The following is an 18,755-nucleotide window of genomic DNA, read 5'->3' on the forward strand; positions in this document are numbered from 1 at the left end:
GAGGGCTTCGCGGGGACCGTCGTGGTCGTCGCCTCACACGATCTCGACGAGCAGGTCACCGCCCTCCACCTGCTGGATCCGGTTGATCGCCAGCCGGGAGACACGGCCAGCCTTCGGGGCGGTGATCGCGGCCTCCATCTTCATCGCCTCGATGGTGGCGACCGTGGCGCCGGCGTCCACCTCGTCGCCCTCGGCGGCCGCGAGCGTGACCACTCCGGCGAACGGGGCGGCGACATGGCCGGGGTTGGAGCGGTCGGCCTTCTCGGTCACCGGGATGTCGGAGGACGCGGCGACGTCGCGGACCTGGATCGGCCGCAGCTGGCCGTTCAGGGTGGACATCACGGTGCGCATGCCGCGTTCGTCGGCCTCGCCGACGGCTTCCAGCCCCATGAGGAGGCGCACGCCGGGTTCGAGGTCGACGGCGTACTCGTTTCCGGGCCTCAGGCCGTAGAAGAAGTCCTTGCTGTCCAGCACGCTGGTGTCGCCGTAGGTCTGGCGGTGGGTCTCGAACTCCCTGGTCGGGCCGGGGAACAGCAGCCGGTTGAGGGTCGCGCGCCGGTCCTTCTCCAGCCCCGCGCGGTCCTCGGCGGCCAGGTCCTGGACGGGCTTGGCGTCGGCGCGGCCCTGGAGCGCCTTGCTGCGGAACGGCTCCGGCCAGCCGCCGGGCGGGGTCCCGAGCTCGCCGCGCAGGAAGCCGATGACCGAGTCGGGGATGTCGAACCTGTCCGGCGTCGCCTCGAACTCCTCCGGTGCCACCCCCGCGCCGACGAGGTGCAGGGCGAGGTCGCCGACCACCTTGGAGGAGGGGGTGACCTTCACCAGGTGTCCGAGGATGCGGTCGGCGGCCGCGTACATGGCCTCGATGTCCTCGAAGCGGTCGCCGAGACCGAGCGCCACCGCCTGGGTGCGCAGGTTGGAGAGCTGGCCGCCGGGGATCTCGTGGTCGTAGACGCGGCCGGTGGGTGAGGCGAGACCCGCCTCGAAGGGGGCGTAGATCTTGCGCACGCTCTCCCAGTACGGCTCCAGGTCGCCGACGGCGCGCAGGTCGAGGCCGGTGGGCCGGTCGGAGTGGTCGGTCGCGGCGACGATCGCGGACAGCGAGGGCTGCGAGGTCGTACCCGCCATCGAGGCCACCGCGCCGTCGACCGCGTCCGCGCCGGCCTGGATCGCGGCGAGGTACGTGGCGAGCTGGCCGCCCGCCGTGTCGTGGGTGTGGAGGTGGACGGGCAGGTCGAACTCGCGGCGCAGGGCGGAGACGAGCTTCGCGGCGGCGGGGGCGCGCAGCAGCCCGGCCATGTCCTTGACGGCGAGGACGTGGGCGCCCGCCTCGACGATCTGCTCGGCCAGACGCAGGTAGTAGTCGAGGGTGTACAGCTGCTCCGACGGGTTCGACAGGTCGGAGGTGTAGCAGAGGGCGACCTCGGCGATGGCGGTGCCGGTGGCGCGTACGGCGTCGATGGCGGGGCGCATCTGGCCCACGTCGTTGAGGGCGTCGAAGATGCGGAAGATGTCGATGCCGGTGTCCGCGGCCTCCTGCACGAAGGCGTCGGTCACCTCGGTCGGGTACGGCGTGTAGCCGACGGTGTTGCGGCCGCGCAGCAGCATCTGGAGGCAGATGTTCGGGACGGCGGCGCGCAGGGCGGCCAGGCGCTCCCAGGGGTCCTCGGCGAGGAAGCGCAGGGCGACGTCGTAGGTGGCGCCGCCCCAGCACTCCAGGGAGAGCAGCTCGGGCAGGGTGCGCGCTACGACGGGGGCGACGGCGAGCATGTCCTTGGTGCGCACCCGGGTGGCGAGCAGTGACTGGTGGGCGTCGCGGAACGTGGTGTCGGTGACGCCGATGGTGGGTGCCTCGCGCAGCCGGCGGGCGAAGCCCTCGGGGCCGAGCTCGGTGAGCTTCTGCTTGGAACCGGCGGACGGCTCGGTGGCCGTGAGCCGCGGCAGCTTGGTGGTGGGGTCGATCAGCTCGGGGCGCTCGCCGTGGGGCTTGTTGACGGTGACGTCGGCGAGGTAGGTGAGCAGCTTCGTGCCGCGGTCGGCGGAGTGGCGTGCGGTGAGCAGGTGCGGGCGCTGCTCGATGAACGACGTGGTGACGTTCCCCGCCTGGAAGTCCGGGTCGTCGAGGACGGCCTGGAGGAACGGGATGTTGGTGGCCACACCGCGGATGCGGAACTCGGCCACGGCCCGTCGGGCGCGTCGGACCGCGGTGGGGAAGTCCCGGCCCCGGCAGCTGAGCTTGACCAGCATGGAGTCGAAGTGTGCGCTGATCTCCGTACCGGCGTGGGTGGTGCCGCCGTCGAGGCGGATGCCGGAGCCACCGGGCGAGCGGTAGGCGCTGATGCGGCCGGTGTCCGGGCGGAAGCCGTTGGCGGGGTCCTCGGTGGTGATGCGGCACTGGAGCGCGGCACCGCGCAGGGTGACCGTCTCCTGGGACAGGCCGAGGTCGGCGAGGCTCTCGCCGGCGGCGATGCGCAGCTGCGACTGGACGAGGTCGACGTCGGTGACCTCCTCGGTGACCGTGTGCTCGACCTGGATGCGCGGGTTCATCTCGATGAAGACGTGGTTGCCGTCGCGGTCGAGGAGGAACTCCACGGTGCCCGCGTTGCGGTAGCCGATCTCCCGGGCGAACCGTACGGCATCGGCGCAGATCCGCTCGCGCAGGGCCGGGTCGAGGTTGGGGGCGGGCGCCAGCTCGATCACCTTCTGGTGGCGGCGCTGCACCGAACAGTCACGCTCGAAGAGGTGAATGACGTTGCCGTCGCCGTCGGCGAGGATCTGCACCTCGATGTGGCGGGGCTCGACGACGGCCTTCTCCAGGAAGACCGTGGCGTCGCCGAACGCGGAGGCCGCCTCACGAGCGGCCGCCTCGATCGACTCGCGCAGCGCGGCGGGGTCCTCCACGCGGCGCATACCGCGACCGCCGCCGCCCGCGACCGCCTTCACGAACACGGGGAAGCCGATGTCGTCGGCGGCCCGCACCAGCTCGTCGACGTCGGTGGAGGGCTGCGACGAGCCCAGCACGGGGACGCCCGCGGCGCGGGCGGCGGCCACCGCGCGCGCCTTGTTCCCGGTCAGTTCGAGGATCTGCGCGCTGGGGCCGACGAACGTGATGCCGGCCTCCTCGCACGCCCGCGCCAGCTCGGGGTTCTCGGACAGGAACCCGTAGCCCGGGTAGACCGCGTCGGCGCCGGCCAGCCGGGCAGCGCGGATGATCTCCTCGACGGAGAGATACGCCCGCACCGGGTGCCCGGGCTCGCCGATCTCGTAGGCCTCGTCGGCCTTGAGCCGGTGCAGCGAGTTGCGGTCCTCGTGGGGGAAGACCGCGACGGTCCTCGCGCCCAGTTCGTATCCGGCACGGAAGGCGCGAATCGCGATCTCGCCACGATTCGCGACGAGTACCTTGCGGAGCATCCTCGGTCCCTTCGGGCTGCTGGTGAGGGACTCCATGGTCTCGGCTATGTCCCCACCTTGCCATGAGAGCCAAGTCACTCGGGCGGGTGGATCCGTACGCGATTGTCCTCGCTTGTGCCGGGCAGAGGCACGGGTTGCCCGGTTCGCAGTGAGGCGTAGGCCGCCAGGACGATTCTCAGGCTCCGCAGTCCGGCCTCGCCGTCCGGGCGGGGGCGGCGGCCGCTGCGGACGGCGTCGAGGAACTCCTCCAGCATGGCCGTGTCGAGATCGTCGCCGCCGGGTTCCCAGCGGGGGCGGGCGGTGGTGGCGTCGAAGCCGCCGAGCAGCCGGGGGAAGGCGTCGAACTCGACGATCCCCCGCTCAGCCACGCAGGTCAGGGCCAGGCCGCCCCACGTGGGATGGCCCTCGGGCTGGCTCCAGCTGCAGTCGATCGCGGCGACGACGCCGCCCGGGTAGCGGACGGTGACCAGCCCGGCCGTCTCGACGCCGGCTCCGCCGTCCGGGCCCAGGACGTCGTTGGCCTGGGCGTACACCTCCTCCGCCTGCGCTCCGTCGAGCAGTACGTCCATGAGGTCGGCGATGTGCACCGTGTGGTCCATCACCGCTCCCCCGCCGGCCAGTTCCCGGTCCCCGAACCAGGGCCGGGAGCCTGCTGGATTCCAGCCGTTGTTGGAGCCGTGGACGCTGACCAGCGGGCCGAGCGAGCCGTCCGCGACGGCGCGGTGCAGCGCGGCGAAGGCCTGACCGAAGCGGACCGGATACGCGGTCATCAGGCCGACTCCGGCGCGGGCGCACGCGTCGATCATCGCCCGGGCGTCCGTCTCGGTCGTGGCGAGCGGCTTCTCGCACAGGACGTGGGCGCCGGCCGCCGCGGCCCGCTCGACCAGGTGCCGGTGCCGGGAGTTCTCGCTGGTCACGACGACCGCGTCGGGCCGCAGCGCGAACACCTCGTCCCAGTCGGCGACGTACGGTACGCCCAGCCGCTCGGCGAGCGCCGCTCCCCGGTCCGGGTCGTCCGGCGGGGCGTCGGGGTCGGAGGTGAGCAGCTCCACGTCGTCGCGGTCGCGCAGCAGCTCGACGTACGTCGGGGCGTGGACATGGGCGAAGGACAGGACGGCGATCCTCATGCGGGCGCTCCTTCGGGTGCCGGCCGTGGGGCGAGCTCGATCGCCCGGCCGGTGCGGGCCGACTCGGCGGCGGCCGCGGCGATCCGGACGGCGGCCACGCCGTCGGCCGGGCCCACGCGGGGCTCGGGCCCGCCCGCGAAGGCGTCGGCGAGCTCGCGTATCTGGGTGGCGTACGGCGACTCGCCGAAGTCGCCCACCGGGATGCCCGCCGCCGTGCCCGCGTCGGCCGTTCCGACGATCCGGAGGCCGGGCGAGGCGAGCGAGTCGTGTCGTACGGTTCCGCCGGTGCCTGCGATGTGGAAGGTGGTACGGAACGGTGTGGCCGGTGGCGCCCACACGCCCACGATCTGGGTGATGACGCCCGTGGCGTGGGTGAGCACGGCGGTTCCGGTGGCGACCGCGCCGTCGGGCGCCGGGGTGCCGAGGTGGCCGCTGTGGTGTGCGTGGACCCGTACCACCTCGCCGAAGAGCCAGCGGGCGATGTCCATGTCGTGGATCATCTGGTCGACGAGGATCCCCCCGGAGCGCGCCGGGTCGGCGAACCAGGCGCTCCAGGTCGGGTACCGGCCGGTGCGGGTGAACCGGGCCACGGCGACCCGGCCGAGTCCGCCGCCGGTGACCAGGGCGTGCAGCCTGGCGTAGGCGGGGAAGAAACGCACCACGTGGCCCGGGTAGAGCCGGGCCCCGGCGGCAGCCGCCGCGGCGGCCATCTCCTCGGCGTCGGCGGGACGCAGCGCCAGCGGTTTCTCGCACAGGACGTGCGCTCCCGCGGCCACGGCAGCCAGGGTGATGTCGTGGTGGGTGTCGGTGGGGGTGCAGACGTCCACGACGTCCGCACCGTCCATGGCCTCCTCGCGGGAGGCGACCGCGCTCTGGCCGAACTCGCTTGCCAGGGTGGGGGCTTGGCCGTCGGGGGCGTAGACGCGTACGCGGGCGCCGAGCGCGGTCCATGCGGGCAGGTGGGCCCGCGCGATGCCGCCCGCGCCGATCAGCGCGACGTCGAGTTGTGCCATCGGGTGGGGTCTCCTAGGGGCTGTTGTTCGGATCAGGTCGCAGGGAATGGACGGTGTCTGGTCAGCGCCGGTGAGCGGGGTCTGGGGCGTGCCTCTGCAAGGCGGAGGAGGGCGTCGATGCGGAGCATCGGCAACCGACGACAACGCGGCAGAGGTGCGCCAGACCCCGCGTCTGCGGCGTGGTCCGAACGACAGCCCCTAGCCCTTGAGGGCGCCGCTGAGCACGCCGTTGATGAAGTGCCGCTGGAAGAAGAGGTAGACGACGACCACCGGGGCGATCACGATCAGCGTGGCCGCGGCGAGCAGGGGGACGTCGACGTCGTACTGACCGGTGAAGAAGCCCAGTCCGGCCGGGGCGGTGCGTTTCGCGGGGTCCTGGATCAGGATCAGCGGGAGCAGGAACTGGTTCCAGCTCCACACGAAGTACAGGACGCCGAGGGTGGTCACGGCCGGGCGGGAACTCGGCATGAGCACACGCCACAGCGTGGTCCAGGAGGAGGCGCCGTCCAGTCGGGCGGCCTCGATGAGGCTGCGCGGCACGGTGGCGAAGTGGGCCCGCATCCAGAACACCCCGAACGGCATGAAGGCGGCGATCTCGGCGAGGGCCAGTCCCGGCACCGTGTTGGTGAGGCCGAGGGCGCGCAGGTCGTAGTAGAGCGGGATGACCGTGACCTCGGTCGGGATGGCCAGGCCGAGCAGGAGGTAGCCGTAGAGTTTGCCGCCGCCGGGGACGTCCATGGTGGCCAGCGCGTATCCGGCCAGGGTGGCGCAGACCACGGCCGCGGGGACGACGGCGAGCGCGATCACGGCGCTGGAGCGCAGCAGCGGGCCGAACCCGGCGGCGGACCAGGCGTGGACGAAGTTCTCCAGGTGGATGCCGTCCGGCCAGGCGAGCCCGGTCAGTGGTGTGCCCGCGGGTTGGAGCGAGGCGAGGAGCAGGGAGAGGAACGGGACCAGTACCGCGGCCACGAAGACCGTCAGGACCACGGGTGCAGCGGCACCGCGTTGCTGACGTACCGTCATGTCGACTCCTTGGCCAGTCGGTTGATGACGAGGACGGCCACCGAGATGACCGCCGTCAGGACCACCGCCAGGGCACTGGCCAGCCCCACGGCGCCGCCGCCGAAGGCCAGCCGGTAGATGAGGATCCCGGGCACGACGGTGCTGTTGCCGGGGCCGCCACCGGTGGTGATGTAGATCAGGTCGAAGCTGGACAGGGCGGCGATCACGGTGATCGACAGGGCCACGGCGATCTCCGGCCGCAACAGGGGGACGGTGATGGACCAGAACTCGCGAACCGGGCCCGCGCCGTCCATCCGGGCGGCCTCGTGGATCTCCTGGTCGATGCGCTGCGTCCCGGACAGGAACAGCACCATGCACAGCCCGGACACCACCCAGGTCCCGACGAGCCCCACGGCCGGCAGCGCCCAGGTGAAGCTGCCCAGCCACGCGTCGGTCAGCCGTCCGAGGCCGACCGCCCGCAGAGCCTGGTTGAGGGTGCCGTCCTCGGCGTACACCCAGCGCCAGATGACGGCGACCGCGACCAGCGGGACGACCTGCGGCAGGAAGAGCAGCGTGCGGATCAGGGCGGTGCCGCGTCGGCCGGACCGGCGGGCCACCAGGGCCGCCGACACCAGGCCCAGGGTGATGGGCAGTACGGAGAAGAAGACGATGAGCGCTCCGGCGTGCCAGGCGGCCGCGCGCAGTTGCGGATCGGTGGCGACCCGGCGGTAGTTGTCGAGTCCGGTGAAGGACGGCAGGGTCACCCCGTCCCAGTCGAACAGCGAGAGGTAGGCGGTGTGCAGGGCCGGGAGGACGGCGAACAGGGTGTACGGCAGCAGCGCCGGCAGGACGTACAGCAGCGCCACGGCACGGCGGCGCCTGCGGGTGGTGTGCGGAGAGCGGGTCGGCGGGCCGGTGTCCCTGCGGACGGGGCGCGTCGCCCGTCGGGGCGTGGTGGTCGTCGTCATGTCGCGGCCGGTCAGGAGTGGAACTGGTCGAAGTCGGCCTGGAGGGCCGCGAGGAACTTCTCGACGGTGATCTTGCCGCCGGCCAGCAACTGGAGTTGCGTGGTGAGGGTGTCGGGCATGGTCGGGGTGGAGGCGTTCTGGATGAACGGCTGGAGCCCGGAGTCCTTCACGATGGCCTGCCAGCCGGTGCGTACGTCCCCCAGGAGGCCGCTCTGCTGGGGCATCGCGGCGGCGTCGGGCGCCATGAAGCCCGCCTTGGCGGTGACGGCGGAGGCCTGCCGGGTGGCGCAGAAGTCGAGGAAGGCGGCCGCGGCGGCGGCGTTCTTCGACCTGCTGGAGACGCAGTAGTAGACGCCGGCTCCGGTGGTGCGCAGGGGGCCGCCCTTGGCGCTCGGCGGCATGGTGAACAGTCCGGCGTCCGCGCCGAGTCCCTTGTCGACCGCGGCGGCGGCCCAGTTGCCGCTGATCCGGAAGACGCCCTCGCCCTTGGCGAACGCGGCGGTGGCGTCGTTGTCGCTGGTGCCGTTGACCTTGGGGGTGACGTAGCCCTGGTCGACCCAACGCTTGAGGGTCGTCGCGGCCGTCACCGCCTCGGGGCCGGTGATCTTGGCGCCCTTGCGTCCGAACGCCCAGGCCTCGCGGTCCGCCGGTTTCATGTGGACCGACAGCAGCACGTTGAAGGGGTGGTTGAGGCCGCCGTCGAGGTTGCCCGCGACCAGCGCGGTCTCCCCCGCGGCCTTGGCCTTGGCGAAGAGGGCCTCCAACTCGGCGACCGTGGGGGGCGGCACGGTCAGGCCCAGTTTCCCGACCTTGGCCTTGTTGTAGTAGACGCCCTCGAACGACAGCCCGCCGGGTACGCCGTAGAGGGCGCCGGTGCCGGCCGTCTTCCCGTCGGCGCTGAAGGTGATCTGGTCCAGGCCGGGGAACTCGCCCGCCCAGCCGTACGCCTTGCCGTAGCCGCCGACGTCGAGCAGCAGGCGGCCCTTGACCAGGTTGTTCATGCCGGAGACGAACTGGGCTATGTCGGGGGCGGTGTCGGCCGACATCGTGGTGTTGATGCTCTTCAGGTAGTCGTCCCAGCCGGTGTACTGGCGCTTGAAGGTGACGTTGGGGTACTTCTCGCGGAACGCCGCCAGCAGGCCGGGGGTCATGGTGGTGTCGTCGGCGTCGGCGACCACCAGGGTGATCTTCTCGCCGGTCGGTACGGCCGTGGAGGCGGGGGACGCGCCGGCCGCCGCGGAGGACTTGGCGCCGGGGGTGAGGGAGCTGCCGCAGGCGACGAGCAGGGAGGAGCCGGCAGCGGCGGCGAGGAACGCGCGTCTGGACGGCGGAGCGGGAACGTGACTCATGGCGGACTCCTGGAACGGCGGGAGAGGAGGTGCAGCGCGGGCGAGTGCCATGGATGTGCGGGGCGCGGGCAGATGCCGGCGCCGGATGTTTTAATAAAGCAGTTGCGTTTCATAATCGAGTTCCGGCCATGGTTCGTCAAGAGACGGGGCACGGTCGGTGTGGGTGACGCGTCGCGGTACAGGAGGTCGACCCTTGACCACATCGGAGCCGGAGGCCCTGTGGCCGCTCAGCGGTGCCACGGAGCCGGGCCCGCCGTCGGGTGTCCCGTCGGTCGTGGGCGTGGCCGATTTGCGCGCCACGAACGCGGCGGCCGTGCTCGCCGTCGTGCGCTCCGCCGACCCGCACCCCCGGTTGTCCGAGCTGGTCGCGGCGACCAGTCTGTCCAGGCCGACCGTCGAGGCGATCGCGGAGGAACTCGTCGACCGCGGCCTCATCGAGGTCGCCGCCGCGCCGTCCGCCCGGGGCCAGCGCTCCCCCGGCCGCCCGGCCCGCCGTTTCCGCTTCCAGCCGCACGCGGGTTTCGTCGTCGGTGTCGACGTGCGTCCCCGGTCCGTCACCGCCTGCCTGGCCGACCTCGACGGCGAACCGGTCGCCGTCGAGCGCCGCGGGGTCCGCGCCGACCTCACGGGCCCGGCCCGCGCGCGAGCGGTGACCTCGGCGATCCGGGCCACCCTGGACCGGGCGGACGTCGACGTGTCCCGGGTCTGGGCCGCCACGCTCGGCACCCCGGGATTGGTCGACCGGGGCAACTCCCGCGTCCGTCAGGCCGACAACCTCGGCACCTGGAGCGAGGTGGACGTGACCGGCGTCCTGCGCGAGCTCCTCGGTTGCCCGGTGGCCGTCGAGAACGACGCCAACCTGGCCGCGCTGGGCGAACAGTGGCGCGGAGTCGGGGGAACGGGCGGCGCGGTACCCGACGCCGCGACCGGCGAGATGGTCTTCGTCCTGCTCGGCGAGCGCCTCGGCTCCGGTGTCATCACCGGTGGCCGCCTGTTGCGCGGCCACCACGGCGCGGCCGGTGAGATCGGCTTCATCCGCTTCTCCGGCGGCGGCCCGGCCGACCGTCCCGGCCTGGACCCGCTTCCCGCCGGCACCATCCGTGACGCGGCCGCGGCCGACCCGGACGCGGTCGCCGCCGTCGAGGCGTACGGGCGACGGCTGGCCGAGGGCCTCGCACCCGTCCTTCTCGCCCTCGACCCGGCCCTGGTCGTCCTCGGCACCGGGCTCTTCCCCGACCCCGCCCTGCTCCCCGCGGCGAACACCCTGCTGACCGCCGCCCAGCACCACGCCGACGGCCTCCTCGTCGACCCGCCCCGCTGGCACCTGTCCGCCCTGGGTGACGACGCCGTCCTCACCGGCGCGGTGCGCTTCGCGCTGTCCTCGGTGGAGGTGGTGCTCCGGACCCGCCCGACCAGCCTCGACTCCCCTGCCCCCGCACGGGAGAAGCGGTGAGACAGGGGCCGGTTCCCCGGGTCCTTGTCAGTGGCGGCGGGCAGACTGTGGTCCATGACTTCCGTGACCGCACATGACTACGCCTGGATACACACCTCCCCGTTGTTCCGCCATGCGCGGGACATCGGCTACAGCATGACCCTGGTGCGGGGCGTCGCGCCGGAGGAGGTCCTGCGGGTGATGGAGACCGAGCCGCTGGGCACGCGCCCGGGTGCGGACGCGCTGGTCGAGCGGCAGAACGCACTGTTCGAGGCGACGGACTACCAAGACGATTCCTTCATCGCGGGCGCGTTCACGGTGCCCGGCGAGGGCGGCGACTGGACGCTCGTCCTGCTCTTCGACGGCGGAGCGGGGATGCGGCCGCACTGCCTGGCGGCGCTGTCCGCGGGCGGGCGTGCCGTGATGCACTCCAGCAACGGAGGCAAGCCCATGGACTGGTTCCACTGGTACGAGGACGGGGAGCTGCGCACCACCTTCGAGTGGCCCACGGTCCGGGACGGCAGCGATCCGGACGCTCTCGTGACGGTGATGCGCGAGGTCGGCTTCGACCTCTCCGACGACGAGGACGACACCGACGCGGCCGTCGACCGCAAGACGGCGGTCCTCGCCCTCGCCGAGCGGCTGACCGGCGTGCGGGTGACGGAGCACCTGCTCCATGATGCCGAGTACCGGCTCGGGCAGGTGCCGGAGGAGCCCGCCGAGGAGTGGACCGGCATCGTCATCGACATCACCGACGCCCACGGAGAACGCTTCTACAGGGAATTCACCCGCGAGGAGGTCGAGGCCGGCGTGGCGCGCGCCCGCGCCGAGGCCGCGGCACCGGTCGTCGTCCCCCCGCCTTCACCCCCCACCCCCTGATCGCGGTGGCCGGAGTGCCGCGCCCGGACGGCAACCGCCCCGCGGGGTGGACGGGGAGGGGGTGCGCCGCGACATGCTGGTTCCGACGGCGTCCGGAGCGCACCGCGCGTCTGGCGGGAGAGGCGTCAGCCTCGGTGGGAGGAGCGTCATGACCAACGTGGACGTGCACCAGCATCTGTGGACCCCTTCGCTGGTGGCGGCTCTGCGCTCCCGCCGCGAACCCCCGTTCCTGGACGGCTGGACCCTGTTCCTCGACGGTGAGCCGCCCTACGAGATCCCGCCCGCGCACCACGACGTCACCCGGCGTACGGAGCTCGCCGCCGTCGACGGGCTCGGCCGGGCGCTCGTGTCGCTGTCCGCCCCGATCGGCGTGGAGTGGCTGCCCGCCGCCGAGGCACGGCCCCTGCTCGACGCCTACCACGAGGGCGCGGCCGCGCTCCCCGAGCCGTTCGGCGCCTGGGCCGCCGCCTGCGTACGGGACGTCGATGCCGGGGCGACGGCCGCCGTGCTCGACCAGGGCTTCGTCGGCCTCCAGCTCCCGGCGAACGCCCTTGCCGACGCGACCGGTTACGCGCGCTGCGCTCCCCTGCTCGACCTGCTGGAGGAGCGCGACCTGCCGTTGTTCGTCCACCCGGGCCCCGCGGCCGCCGAGCCCTCGGGGCCGGGCTGGTGGCCCGCGATGGTCCCCTACGTGCAGCAGATGCACGCGGCCTGGTTCGCCTTCCGCGCCTTCGGCCGGCCGCGCCATCCGCGGCTGCGGGTGTGCTTCGCGCTGCTGGCCGGGCTCGCCCCGCTGCACGGGGAGCGGTTCGCCGCGCGCGGCGACGGGAGCGGTTCCGGGGACCCGGACGTGTTCGTGGAGACGTCCTCGTACGGTCCGACCGCCGTCGACGCCGTCGTACGCGCCCTGGGTGTGGACGCCGTGGTACAGGGCTCGGACCGGCCCTACGCGCAGCCACCCCAGCATCCCGGCTTCGGCTTGGGCGGGGCGGCGGCGTACGCCTTCCGCATAGCCAATCCGCGCCGGCTGCTCACCGGAAAGGACTGAGCGACGGAACCGGACGACACCGGACGGGAGGACACCGGACGCGGAAACACCAGAGGACAGCAGGTCCCCTAAACTGGGACAAACTCCTCCGGGGTGATCGAGGGCAACGTGTCGGCCGACGCTGTGGCATCGCACTCGTACCCGTTCGGCGCCGCACCTGTCAGCGAAGCGCCCGAGCGCGACGACGCACTGGTCAGCGCCGTGATCCGGGCCGTGGAGGCGACCGGAGCACATGCCGGGAGCGCCTTTCTGACCTCCGGAGACCGTCGTTCGCTCGTCCTGGTCGCGGCGTGCGGGACACCGCCCTCCCTGCTCGGCGGGTGGCGGCGGATCCCGGTCAACAGTCATATCCCGGTGGCGGACGCGTACCGCTCGGGCCGCATGGTCCACCTGGCCGGCGCGGAGGAGACGATGCGGCGCTTCCCCCAGCTCTCGCTCGCCGTGCCCTACGCGTTCGGCTCCGCGTCCGTGCCCGTGCGGTCCGGCGGGCGGACCTTCGGGACACTGGCCGTGGTGTGGACGTCCAGGCCGGGCGGTACGGGTCTGTCGCGAGGGCAGCGCCGACACCTGCACGCCGTAGCCGACCGACTGGGCACCACCCTGGCCGGCCTGAGCGCGCGCCGGAAACTCGGCGAGTTGGACGAGGAGACCGCTCCGATGGTGGTCCCGGTGCCGTCCGCGCCGCTGATCCGGGTCGGCCTCTTCGACTGGAACCTGGACACGGGGGACCTCACGGCCGACGACGAGCTGTGCGCGATCTTCGCGATCCCGCCGCGGGAGTTCGACGGACGGGCGGACACCCTGGCGGCCAGGATCGAACCGGCGGATCTCCCCGGCTTCCGGTCCGCCGCCCGTGCAGCGGTCGCACAGGGCCGGGTGCTGGCGCACTGTCTGCGCATCCTGGACAGCGGTGGCGGGCATCGCCTCGTGGAGCTGTGGGGACGGGTGCCCGGCGGCCCGGACGCCCCCGAGGAGTCGTCCCATCTGGTCGGCGCCGTACTCGACTCGGGGAGCGGCATGGCCGCCGTCGCGGCGATCGAGCGGCTCGCGGACGGCTTCTTCGCGCTCACCCCGGACGGCCGGGTCGCCTATGCCAACCACAGCCTGGAGAGTCTGCTGGGGGTCCGGCAGGACGAACTGCTCGGCCACCGCCCGTGGGACGTCCTGCCGTGGCTGGCGGACCCGGTGTACGAGGACCGCTACCGGGCCGCGGTGGTCTCCCAGCAACCGGTCTCCTTCCTGGTGCGCCGCCCGCCCGACGAGTGGCTGGTCTTCTCCCTGCACCCGGGCGCGCAGGGCATGACGGGGTGGGCGGCACCCGTGAAGCAGCCGGTGCCGGCCGACACCGGACCCGGCACACCCGTCGAGGAGGAGGCGCCCCCGGTCTCCTCGTCGCCTCCGCCCGCGGCCCCGCGCGTCGGTTCCCTCTACCGCGTGCTCCAGCTGGGCAGCGCCCTCACCGAGGCCGTCACCGCGCGGGAGGTGTGCGACGCCGTCGCCGACCAGTTGCTGCCCGCCTTCGGGGGCCAGAAGCTGGCGATCGCCGTGGTGGAGGAGGGGCGTCTGCGCCAGTTCGCGCAGCGCGGCTATTCGAGGCGCTTCCTCGCCCGCTTCGAAGGCACCCCGCTGCACGCCCGGCTGCCGGTGACGGACGCGCTGACCTCCGGCACGCCTCTGTTCGTCGAGTCCCGGGAGGAGCTCCTAGAGACGTACCCCGGGATCCTGGCCGCCCACTCCAACTCCTGGGCGTTCCTGCCGTTGATCGCCTCCAACCACCCCGTCGGCGCCTGCATGCTCGCCTTCGACGACGTCCACCGGTTCCCCGAGGAGGAGCGCGGCGTCCTCACCGCCCTGGGCGGCCTGATCGCCCAGGCCCTCGAACGCGCCCGGCTCTACGACGCCGAGTTCGCCCTCGCCCGCGGACTCCAGGACGGGCTGCTGCCCCACCGGCTGCCCACGCTTCCGGGCCTGCGCGTCACGGGGCGCTACCTCCCGAGCACCAGGGGGATGGACATCGGCGGCGACTGGTACGACGTCATCCCGACCGGCGACGAGGTCGCGCTGATCGTCGGAGACGTCGAGGGCCACAACGTCGCCGCTGCGGCCGTCATGGGACAACTCCGCAGCACGGTACGGGCGTTCGTCACCGCGGGACACCGGCCCGCCGAGGTCGTCGCCGACACCAACCGGCTCCACCTGGACCTCGACCCCGTCCTGCTTGCCAGCTGCTGCTACGCCCGCGTCCATCCCCCATCGGGTGTCGTGCGCATCGTCCGCGCGGGCCACTGTCCGCCCCTGCTGCGCCTGCCCGACGGAGACGCCGAGATCCTGGACGTGCCGGGCGGACCGCTGCTCGGCGTCGAGGCGACGGCCACCTATCCGGAGTCCGTACTGCGTCTCGAGCCCGGATCGGTGCTGGCCCTGTACACGGACGGGCTGGTCGAGAGGCGCCACTCGGACATCGGTTCCGGCCTCGACCGGCTGCGGGCCTCACTGTCCCGCATGGGCGGGACCCGTCTGGACGAGATGGCCGACGCCCTGCTGCGGGAGGCCCGCCGGTCGGCCGACCGCGCGGACGACATCGCGCTGCTGCTCACCGAGTACGCCCCGGCGTGACACCAGCGCCGTGAACCCTGTGCGCGTTCCTACTTGCCCCAGATCTTCCGGTACGCCTCCTGGTAGCCCGTCGGGTCCCACGTCGTGGCACCGGCGCTGTTGGCGGCCGTGGTGACGTGCACGGGGGCCACGTATCCGCTGGCGGGACGGCCGGAGAAGGCGCGGTTGAACTCGTCGACGATCTGCCAGCCCTGCAGGGACAGCGGCTCGGGCACGGTCGCCGCCTGGTACTGCCGGTTCTCGATGCGCTGGAAGGCGGAGGGGTCGCCGTCACCGGCGCCGATGTTGAAGGGCGGCCCCGAGCCCTTCTGGCCGGCCGCGCGGAAGGCGGGGGCCGCGTCGGCGAAGTACAGGTCGTTGATGGCGACCGAGTAGGTCCATCTGCTCCCGAAGCGGGACAGCAGGGAGGAGACCTCCCGGGGGGTGCGGCTGCTCGCGTCCGGGATCGGGATGTTCTCGTACGACAGGAGCTTCACCCCGGAGCAGGTGCCCAGTTGCTTCCTGATCAGCTCCGCCTTGTTCCTGGCGAAGGGGATCGAGGCGTCACTGAAGAGCACGACCCCGGCGTTGCCGTTGGACTGCGCGATCACCCACTGCGCGCTGATCGCGGCCACGTCCTCGACCTTGGTGGTGACGTTGGAGAAGAGCGGGGGCCGTCGGCTGGGGCCGGGGGCGGCGACCGCGTGCCAGCCGACGAGTGGGATGCCTGCCGCGTCGGCCCGCGCGACCTGCCGCGAGGTCGAGTCGGGGTCGAAGCCGCCGATGACGATGCCCGAGGGCCTGAGGGTCAGGGCCTCGCTCATCGCCGCCTGGATGCCGGCCGGCGTCCCGCCGCCGTCGATCACCCGGACGTTCCAGCCGATCACGCGGGCGGCGTCCTTCACCCCGTTCGCCGCGCCCGCGACGCCGGGATTGGTCATGGTCTGGGCGACGTAGACAAGGGTCTTGCCGGACACCGCCGTCGGGCCGCTGGTCGGCCCGTTCCAGGGGATGTCGGACTTCTCCGCCTGCCGCACGGCGGTCTGGGCCCGGGCATGGACCGCGGGGCAGCCGCCGGGCCCGGTCGTGGAGGGGCCCGGGCCGTCCGACGAGCCGCGTTCGCAGCCGACGAGTACGGTCACCGTGCCCAGCAGGACGCAGGCGGCGAGCCGGACCGTGAGGGCGCGGGGGTTGACTTTGCGGTTGCCGTGCACGGGAGCTCCTCGCGGAGGGATGAGCGGCGGGAGGGCAACGGGTGGTGCCCGTGGGAGTGGGGCGGCGTCAGGGAGCGGTGCCCGCCGGGCCGCCGCCGGGAGGGGACGGTGGTGGGCCCGGTGGTGCGGGGGGCGAGTCGCGGGCCGCCACGGCGCCGGTGCGCAGTCTGCGGCGGGCGGCGTATCCGGCGAGGCCGACGGCGACGAGCAGGGTGCCGCCGTAGAAGAGCGGGACCGTCCAGAAGTCGGCGCCCATCTGGCCGATGCCGGTGAGGCCGACGGCGAGGACGGCGACGGCGACCAGGGTGCCCAGGGCGTTGGGGCGGCCGGGTCTGATCGCGGTGGAGCCGAGCAGGGCGCCGACGAAGGCGGGCAGCAGGTAGTCGAGGCCCACGCTCGGGTTGCCGATCTGCTGCTGGGCCGCGAGCAGCACACCGGCGAAGCCGACGATCAGCCCCGAGGCGGTGAAGGCGTAGACGGTGTAGGTGCGGGTCGGGATGCCGACGAGGTCGGCGGCACGCGGGTTGGAGCCGATGACGTACAGGTACCGGCCGAGCGGCAGCCGCTCCAGCACCAGCCACAGGACGGCCGCGAGGGCGAGGACGTAGTAGGCGGGCACCGGGAGGCCGAGGAACGAGGAGTCGTAGAGGTCGGTGAAGGCGGCCGGGAGGCCCTGGGGGCCGGGGACGATCCGGCCGCCGCCGGTGACCCAGCCGGTCACGGCGTACAGCATGCTGCCGGTGCCGAGGGTGGCGATGAAGGAGTCGATGCGGCCGAACTCGACGATGACACCGTTGAGGACGCCGACGACCGCTCCCCCGAGGACGACGGTGAGGCAGGCCAGCGGCCAGGGCCAGCCGTCGTTCACGACCAGCTGCATCACCATGACGTGCGCCAGACCGAGGGCGTAGCCGATGGAGAGGTCGAACGAGCCGGTCACGATGGGGACCATGGCGGCGAGCGCGAGGACGGCGGGGATCGACTGGTTGGACAGGATCGCGTCGACGGTGTCCAGCGTGGGGAAGGTGCGCGGCAGGGTGAGGGAGAAGATCAGGCAGAGCAGGACGGTGAGGGCGAGGAGGCCGTAGGCGCCGACGAGGTGACCGCCGAGACGGTCGAGTCGGCCGGGCCTGCCTTGTCGTCGCCGTCGCGGGGCGGGCTGGGACGGGGTGGTCATGGGTTCGTCGAGGTCCCGGCCGGGGGCATGGCCGAGGCCGCCCGGGTGAGCCCGGCGACGGTGAGGGCGGCACCGCTCAGCTCGGTCGTCACGGCCCCGCGGACGAAGACCAGGGCACGGCGGCACACGCTCGCGACCTCCTCGAAGTCGCTGGAGACGAGCAGGACCGCCAGCCCCTCGGACCGCGCCTCGTCGAGCAGGCGGTGGAGCGCGGCCTTGGCGCCGATGTCCACGCTGGCCGTCGGTTCCTCGAGGATCAGCACACGCAGGCCCCCCTGGAGCCATCGGCCGATGACGACCTTCTGCTGGTTCCCGCCGGAGAGGGTGGCGATGGCGGCCTCGGTGTCGCGGGGGCGCACTGAGAGGCGTTCGGTCAGGGCGGCGGCCGTGGCGCGTTCCCGGCGGGGGCTGATCCAGCGCGACACCGGCAGTCCTTCGGCCCGCGGATTGGCCAGCAGGTTCTCCCGTACGGTCAGTTCGGCCAGGCAGCCCTCGCGCTGTCTGTCGCCGGGTACCAGGGCGACACCGTGACCGACGGCGTCGGCGACCGTGCGGGGGCGGTAGTCCCGGCCCCCCAGGAGGACCCGTCCCCCCAGAAGGGGCCGGGCGCCGGCGAGGGCCCGGCCCAGGTCGGTGTGGCCGGCGCCCGAGAGGCCGACCAGTCCCAGGGCCTCGCCCGCCCCGAGGCTCAGGCTGACCGGTTCCGTGCCGGCGGTCACCGCGCGGTCGAGGGTCAGGACGGCCGGGCCGCCCGCCGGGACCGTGGTGGGGCGGTAGTCGGTCGGTTCGTCGCCGACGATGTCGCGCACCAGGTGGGCGGGGCTGTGGTCGGCCAGCGAGCCCTGGCTGACGAGGCGGCCGTCGCGCAGGACGGCGAAGGAGTCGGCGACCTCGTACACCTCGTCGAGGCGGTGGCTGACGTAGAGGATGCCGTGTCCCCGGTCGCGCAGGGCGCGCAGGACGCGGAAGAGCCGGGCGCAGTCCGCGGCGGGGAGGCGGGCGGTGGGCTCGTCGAGGACGATGAGTGTCGCTTGTGCCGCCAGGGCGCGGGCGATGGCGACCAGGGAGCGCTCGGCCGGGGCGAGTCGCGCGACCGGTACGTCGGGGTCGAGGTGTCCGGCGACGGTCCGCAGGGCGTCGGAGCAGTGCTCGCGGGTGCGCCGCCAGGAGATCAGTCCGGCGCGGCGCCGGTATCCGGTGCTCAGGGCGATGTTCTCGGCGACGGTCATCCACTCCACGAGACCGAGGTCCTGGTGGATGAAGGACATGCCGCGGGTGGCGGCATGGCTGCCGAGCGGGTGCCCGGCCACCGTGACCTGTCCCGCGTCGGCCCGGTGCACGCCCGCGAGCACCTTGATGAGCGTGGACTTTCCGGCACCGTTGGGGCCGAGGAGGGCGAGGACGCCGCCGGCGTGGACGTCGAGGTCGACGTCGTCCAGCGCGAGGGTGCCGCCGAACCGCTTGCGGAGCCCTCGGACGCGGACCAGAGGTTCCATCTTCCCGACGTTCATCACCAGGGATAGTAACGGGTCAAATCTCATCT

General features: G+C 73.0%; 13 protein-coding genes. 4 read left to right on the top strand and 9 right to left on the bottom strand.

Annotated features, from left to right (window positions below; all coding sequences use genetic code 11):
* Nucleotides 1-33: 33 nt before the first annotated feature.
* The 6 genes from ACGFNV_RS17125 to ACGFNV_RS17150 form a co-directional block, all read right to left on the bottom strand.
* Nucleotides 34-3,408 (bottom strand): pyruvate carboxylase, encoded by a 3,375-nt coding sequence (locus ACGFNV_RS17125; RefSeq protein ID WP_393623245.1) that lies wholly within the window; start codon nucleotides 3,406-3,408, stop codon nucleotides 34-36.
* A gap of 74 nt (nucleotides 3,409-3,482) precedes the next feature.
* Nucleotides 3,483-4,535, bottom strand: coding sequence for a Gfo/Idh/MocA family protein (locus ACGFNV_RS17130; RefSeq protein ID WP_393623247.1), 1,053 nt, complete (start codon nucleotides 4,533-4,535; stop codon nucleotides 3,483-3,485).
* On the bottom strand, nucleotides 4,532-5,548 hold the full coding sequence (locus ACGFNV_RS17135) for a Gfo/Idh/MocA family protein (RefSeq protein ID WP_393623249.1): 1,017 nt from the start codon (nucleotides 5,546-5,548) through the stop codon (nucleotides 4,532-4,534). Before ACGFNV_RS17135 ends, ACGFNV_RS17130 begins: the two co-directional genes overlap by 4 nt.
* A 198-nt stretch (nucleotides 5,549-5,746) precedes the next feature.
* A complete protein-coding gene (locus tag ACGFNV_RS17140; protein ID WP_393623251.1) occupies nucleotides 5,747-6,571 on the bottom strand; it encodes a carbohydrate ABC transporter permease in 825 nt (274 codons plus the stop codon).
* Entirely contained in the window at nucleotides 6,568-7,518 is a 951-nt protein-coding gene (locus ACGFNV_RS17145; RefSeq protein WP_393623253.1) for a carbohydrate ABC transporter permease, read from the bottom strand. The genes ACGFNV_RS17140 and ACGFNV_RS17145 overlap by 4 nt, the downstream gene beginning before the upstream one ends.
* 11 nt (nucleotides 7,519-7,529) lie before the next feature.
* A complete protein-coding gene (locus tag ACGFNV_RS17150) occupies nucleotides 7,530-8,867 on the bottom strand; it encodes an ABC transporter substrate-binding protein (RefSeq protein ID WP_393623255.1) in 1,338 nt (445 codons plus the stop codon).
* A 193-nt stretch (nucleotides 8,868-9,060) separates the two neighbouring features.
* Here ACGFNV_RS17150 and ACGFNV_RS17155 point away from each other — a divergent pair, with 193 nt between their 5' ends.
* The 4 genes from ACGFNV_RS17155 to ACGFNV_RS17170 all read left to right on the top strand — a co-directional run bounded on the left by ACGFNV_RS17155 (nucleotide 9,061) and on the right by ACGFNV_RS17170 (nucleotide 14,842).
* Nucleotides 9,061-10,320 (top strand): ROK family protein, encoded by a 1,260-nt coding sequence (locus tag ACGFNV_RS17155; protein ID WP_393623257.1) that lies wholly within the window; start codon nucleotides 9,061-9,063, stop codon nucleotides 10,318-10,320.
* A gap of 54 nt (nucleotides 10,321-10,374) precedes the next feature.
* The gene (locus tag ACGFNV_RS17160; protein ID WP_393623258.1) at nucleotides 10,375-11,178 is read left to right on the top strand and encodes a DUF6461 domain-containing protein; all 804 of its coding nucleotides are present in this window, start codon (nucleotides 10,375-10,377) and stop codon (nucleotides 11,176-11,178) included.
* A 148-nt stretch (nucleotides 11,179-11,326) separates the two neighbouring features.
* Nucleotides 11,327-12,226 (top strand): amidohydrolase, encoded by a 900-nt coding sequence (locus ACGFNV_RS17165; RefSeq protein ID WP_393623259.1) that lies wholly within the window; start codon nucleotides 11,327-11,329, stop codon nucleotides 12,224-12,226.
* 93 nt (nucleotides 12,227-12,319) lie between these two features.
* Nucleotides 12,320-14,842: a SpoIIE family protein phosphatase gene (locus ACGFNV_RS17170; protein WP_393623260.1), complete on the top strand. Its 2,523-nt coding sequence runs from the start codon at nucleotides 12,320-12,322 to the stop codon at nucleotides 14,840-14,842.
* Between the two features lie 29 nt (nucleotides 14,843-14,871).
* Here ACGFNV_RS17170 and ACGFNV_RS17175 read toward each other — a convergent pair whose 3' ends face one another.
* The 3 genes from ACGFNV_RS17175 to ACGFNV_RS17185 form a co-directional block, all read right to left on the bottom strand.
* Complete coding sequence (locus ACGFNV_RS17175; RefSeq protein ID WP_393623262.1) at nucleotides 14,872-16,035, bottom strand: substrate-binding domain-containing protein; 1,164 nt, start codon at nucleotides 16,033-16,035, stop codon at nucleotides 14,872-14,874.
* Between the two features lie 67 nt (nucleotides 16,036-16,102).
* On the bottom strand, nucleotides 16,103-17,212 hold the full coding sequence (locus ACGFNV_RS17180) for an ABC transporter permease (protein WP_393623264.1): 1,110 nt from the start codon (nucleotides 17,210-17,212) through the stop codon (nucleotides 16,103-16,105).
* Nucleotides 17,209-18,708 carry a sugar ABC transporter ATP-binding protein gene (locus ACGFNV_RS17185; protein WP_393623266.1) on the bottom strand — a complete coding sequence of 500 codons (1,500 nt, stop codon included), beginning with the start codon at nucleotides 18,706-18,708 and terminating at the stop codon, nucleotides 17,209-17,211. Before ACGFNV_RS17185 ends, ACGFNV_RS17180 begins: the two co-directional genes overlap by 4 nt.
* Nucleotides 18,709-18,755: the final 47 nt, after the last annotated feature.

Origin of the sequence: Streptomyces sp. NPDC048751 (genome assembly GCF_043198595.1) — a bacterium.
Classification (GTDB): Bacteria; Actinomycetota; Actinomycetes; order Streptomycetales; family Streptomycetaceae; genus Streptomyces.

What these genes read in the sequence shown, in the direction of transcription:
- ACGFNV_RS17160 (WP_393623258.1), top strand. Translation starts at nt 10,375, where the DNA reads ATGACTTCCGTGACCGCACATGACTACGCCTGGATACACACCTCCCCG.
- ACGFNV_RS17140 (WP_393623251.1), bottom strand. Translation starts at nt 6,571, where the DNA reads ATGACGGTACGTCAGCAACGCGGTGCCGCTGCACCCGTGGTCCTGACG.
- ACGFNV_RS17130 (WP_393623247.1), bottom strand. Translation starts at nt 4,535, where the DNA reads ATGAGGATCGCCGTCCTGTCCTTCGCCCATGTCCACGCCCCGACGTAC.
- ACGFNV_RS17180 (WP_393623264.1), bottom strand. Translation starts at nt 17,212, where the DNA reads ATGACCACCCCGTCCCAGCCCGCCCCGCGACGGCGACGACAAGGCAGG.
- ACGFNV_RS17150 (WP_393623255.1), bottom strand. Translation starts at nt 8,867, where the DNA reads ATGAGTCACGTTCCCGCTCCGCCGTCCAGACGCGCGTTCCTCGCCGCC.
- ACGFNV_RS17185 (WP_393623266.1), bottom strand. Translation starts at nt 18,708, where the DNA reads ATGGAACCTCTGGTCCGCGTCCGAGGGCTCCGCAAGCGGTTCGGCGGC.
- ACGFNV_RS17145 (WP_393623253.1), bottom strand. Translation starts at nt 7,518, where the DNA reads ATGACGACGACCACCACGCCCCGACGGGCGACGCGCCCCGTCCGCAGG.
- ACGFNV_RS17165 (WP_393623259.1), top strand. Translation starts at nt 11,327, where the DNA reads ATGACCAACGTGGACGTGCACCAGCATCTGTGGACCCCTTCGCTGGTG.
- ACGFNV_RS17125 (WP_393623245.1), bottom strand. Translation starts at nt 3,408, where the DNA reads ATGCTCCGCAAGGTACTCGTCGCGAATCGTGGCGAGATCGCGATTCGC.
- ACGFNV_RS17135 (WP_393623249.1), bottom strand. Translation starts at nt 5,548, where the DNA reads ATGGCACAACTCGACGTCGCGCTGATCGGCGCGGGCGGCATCGCGCGG.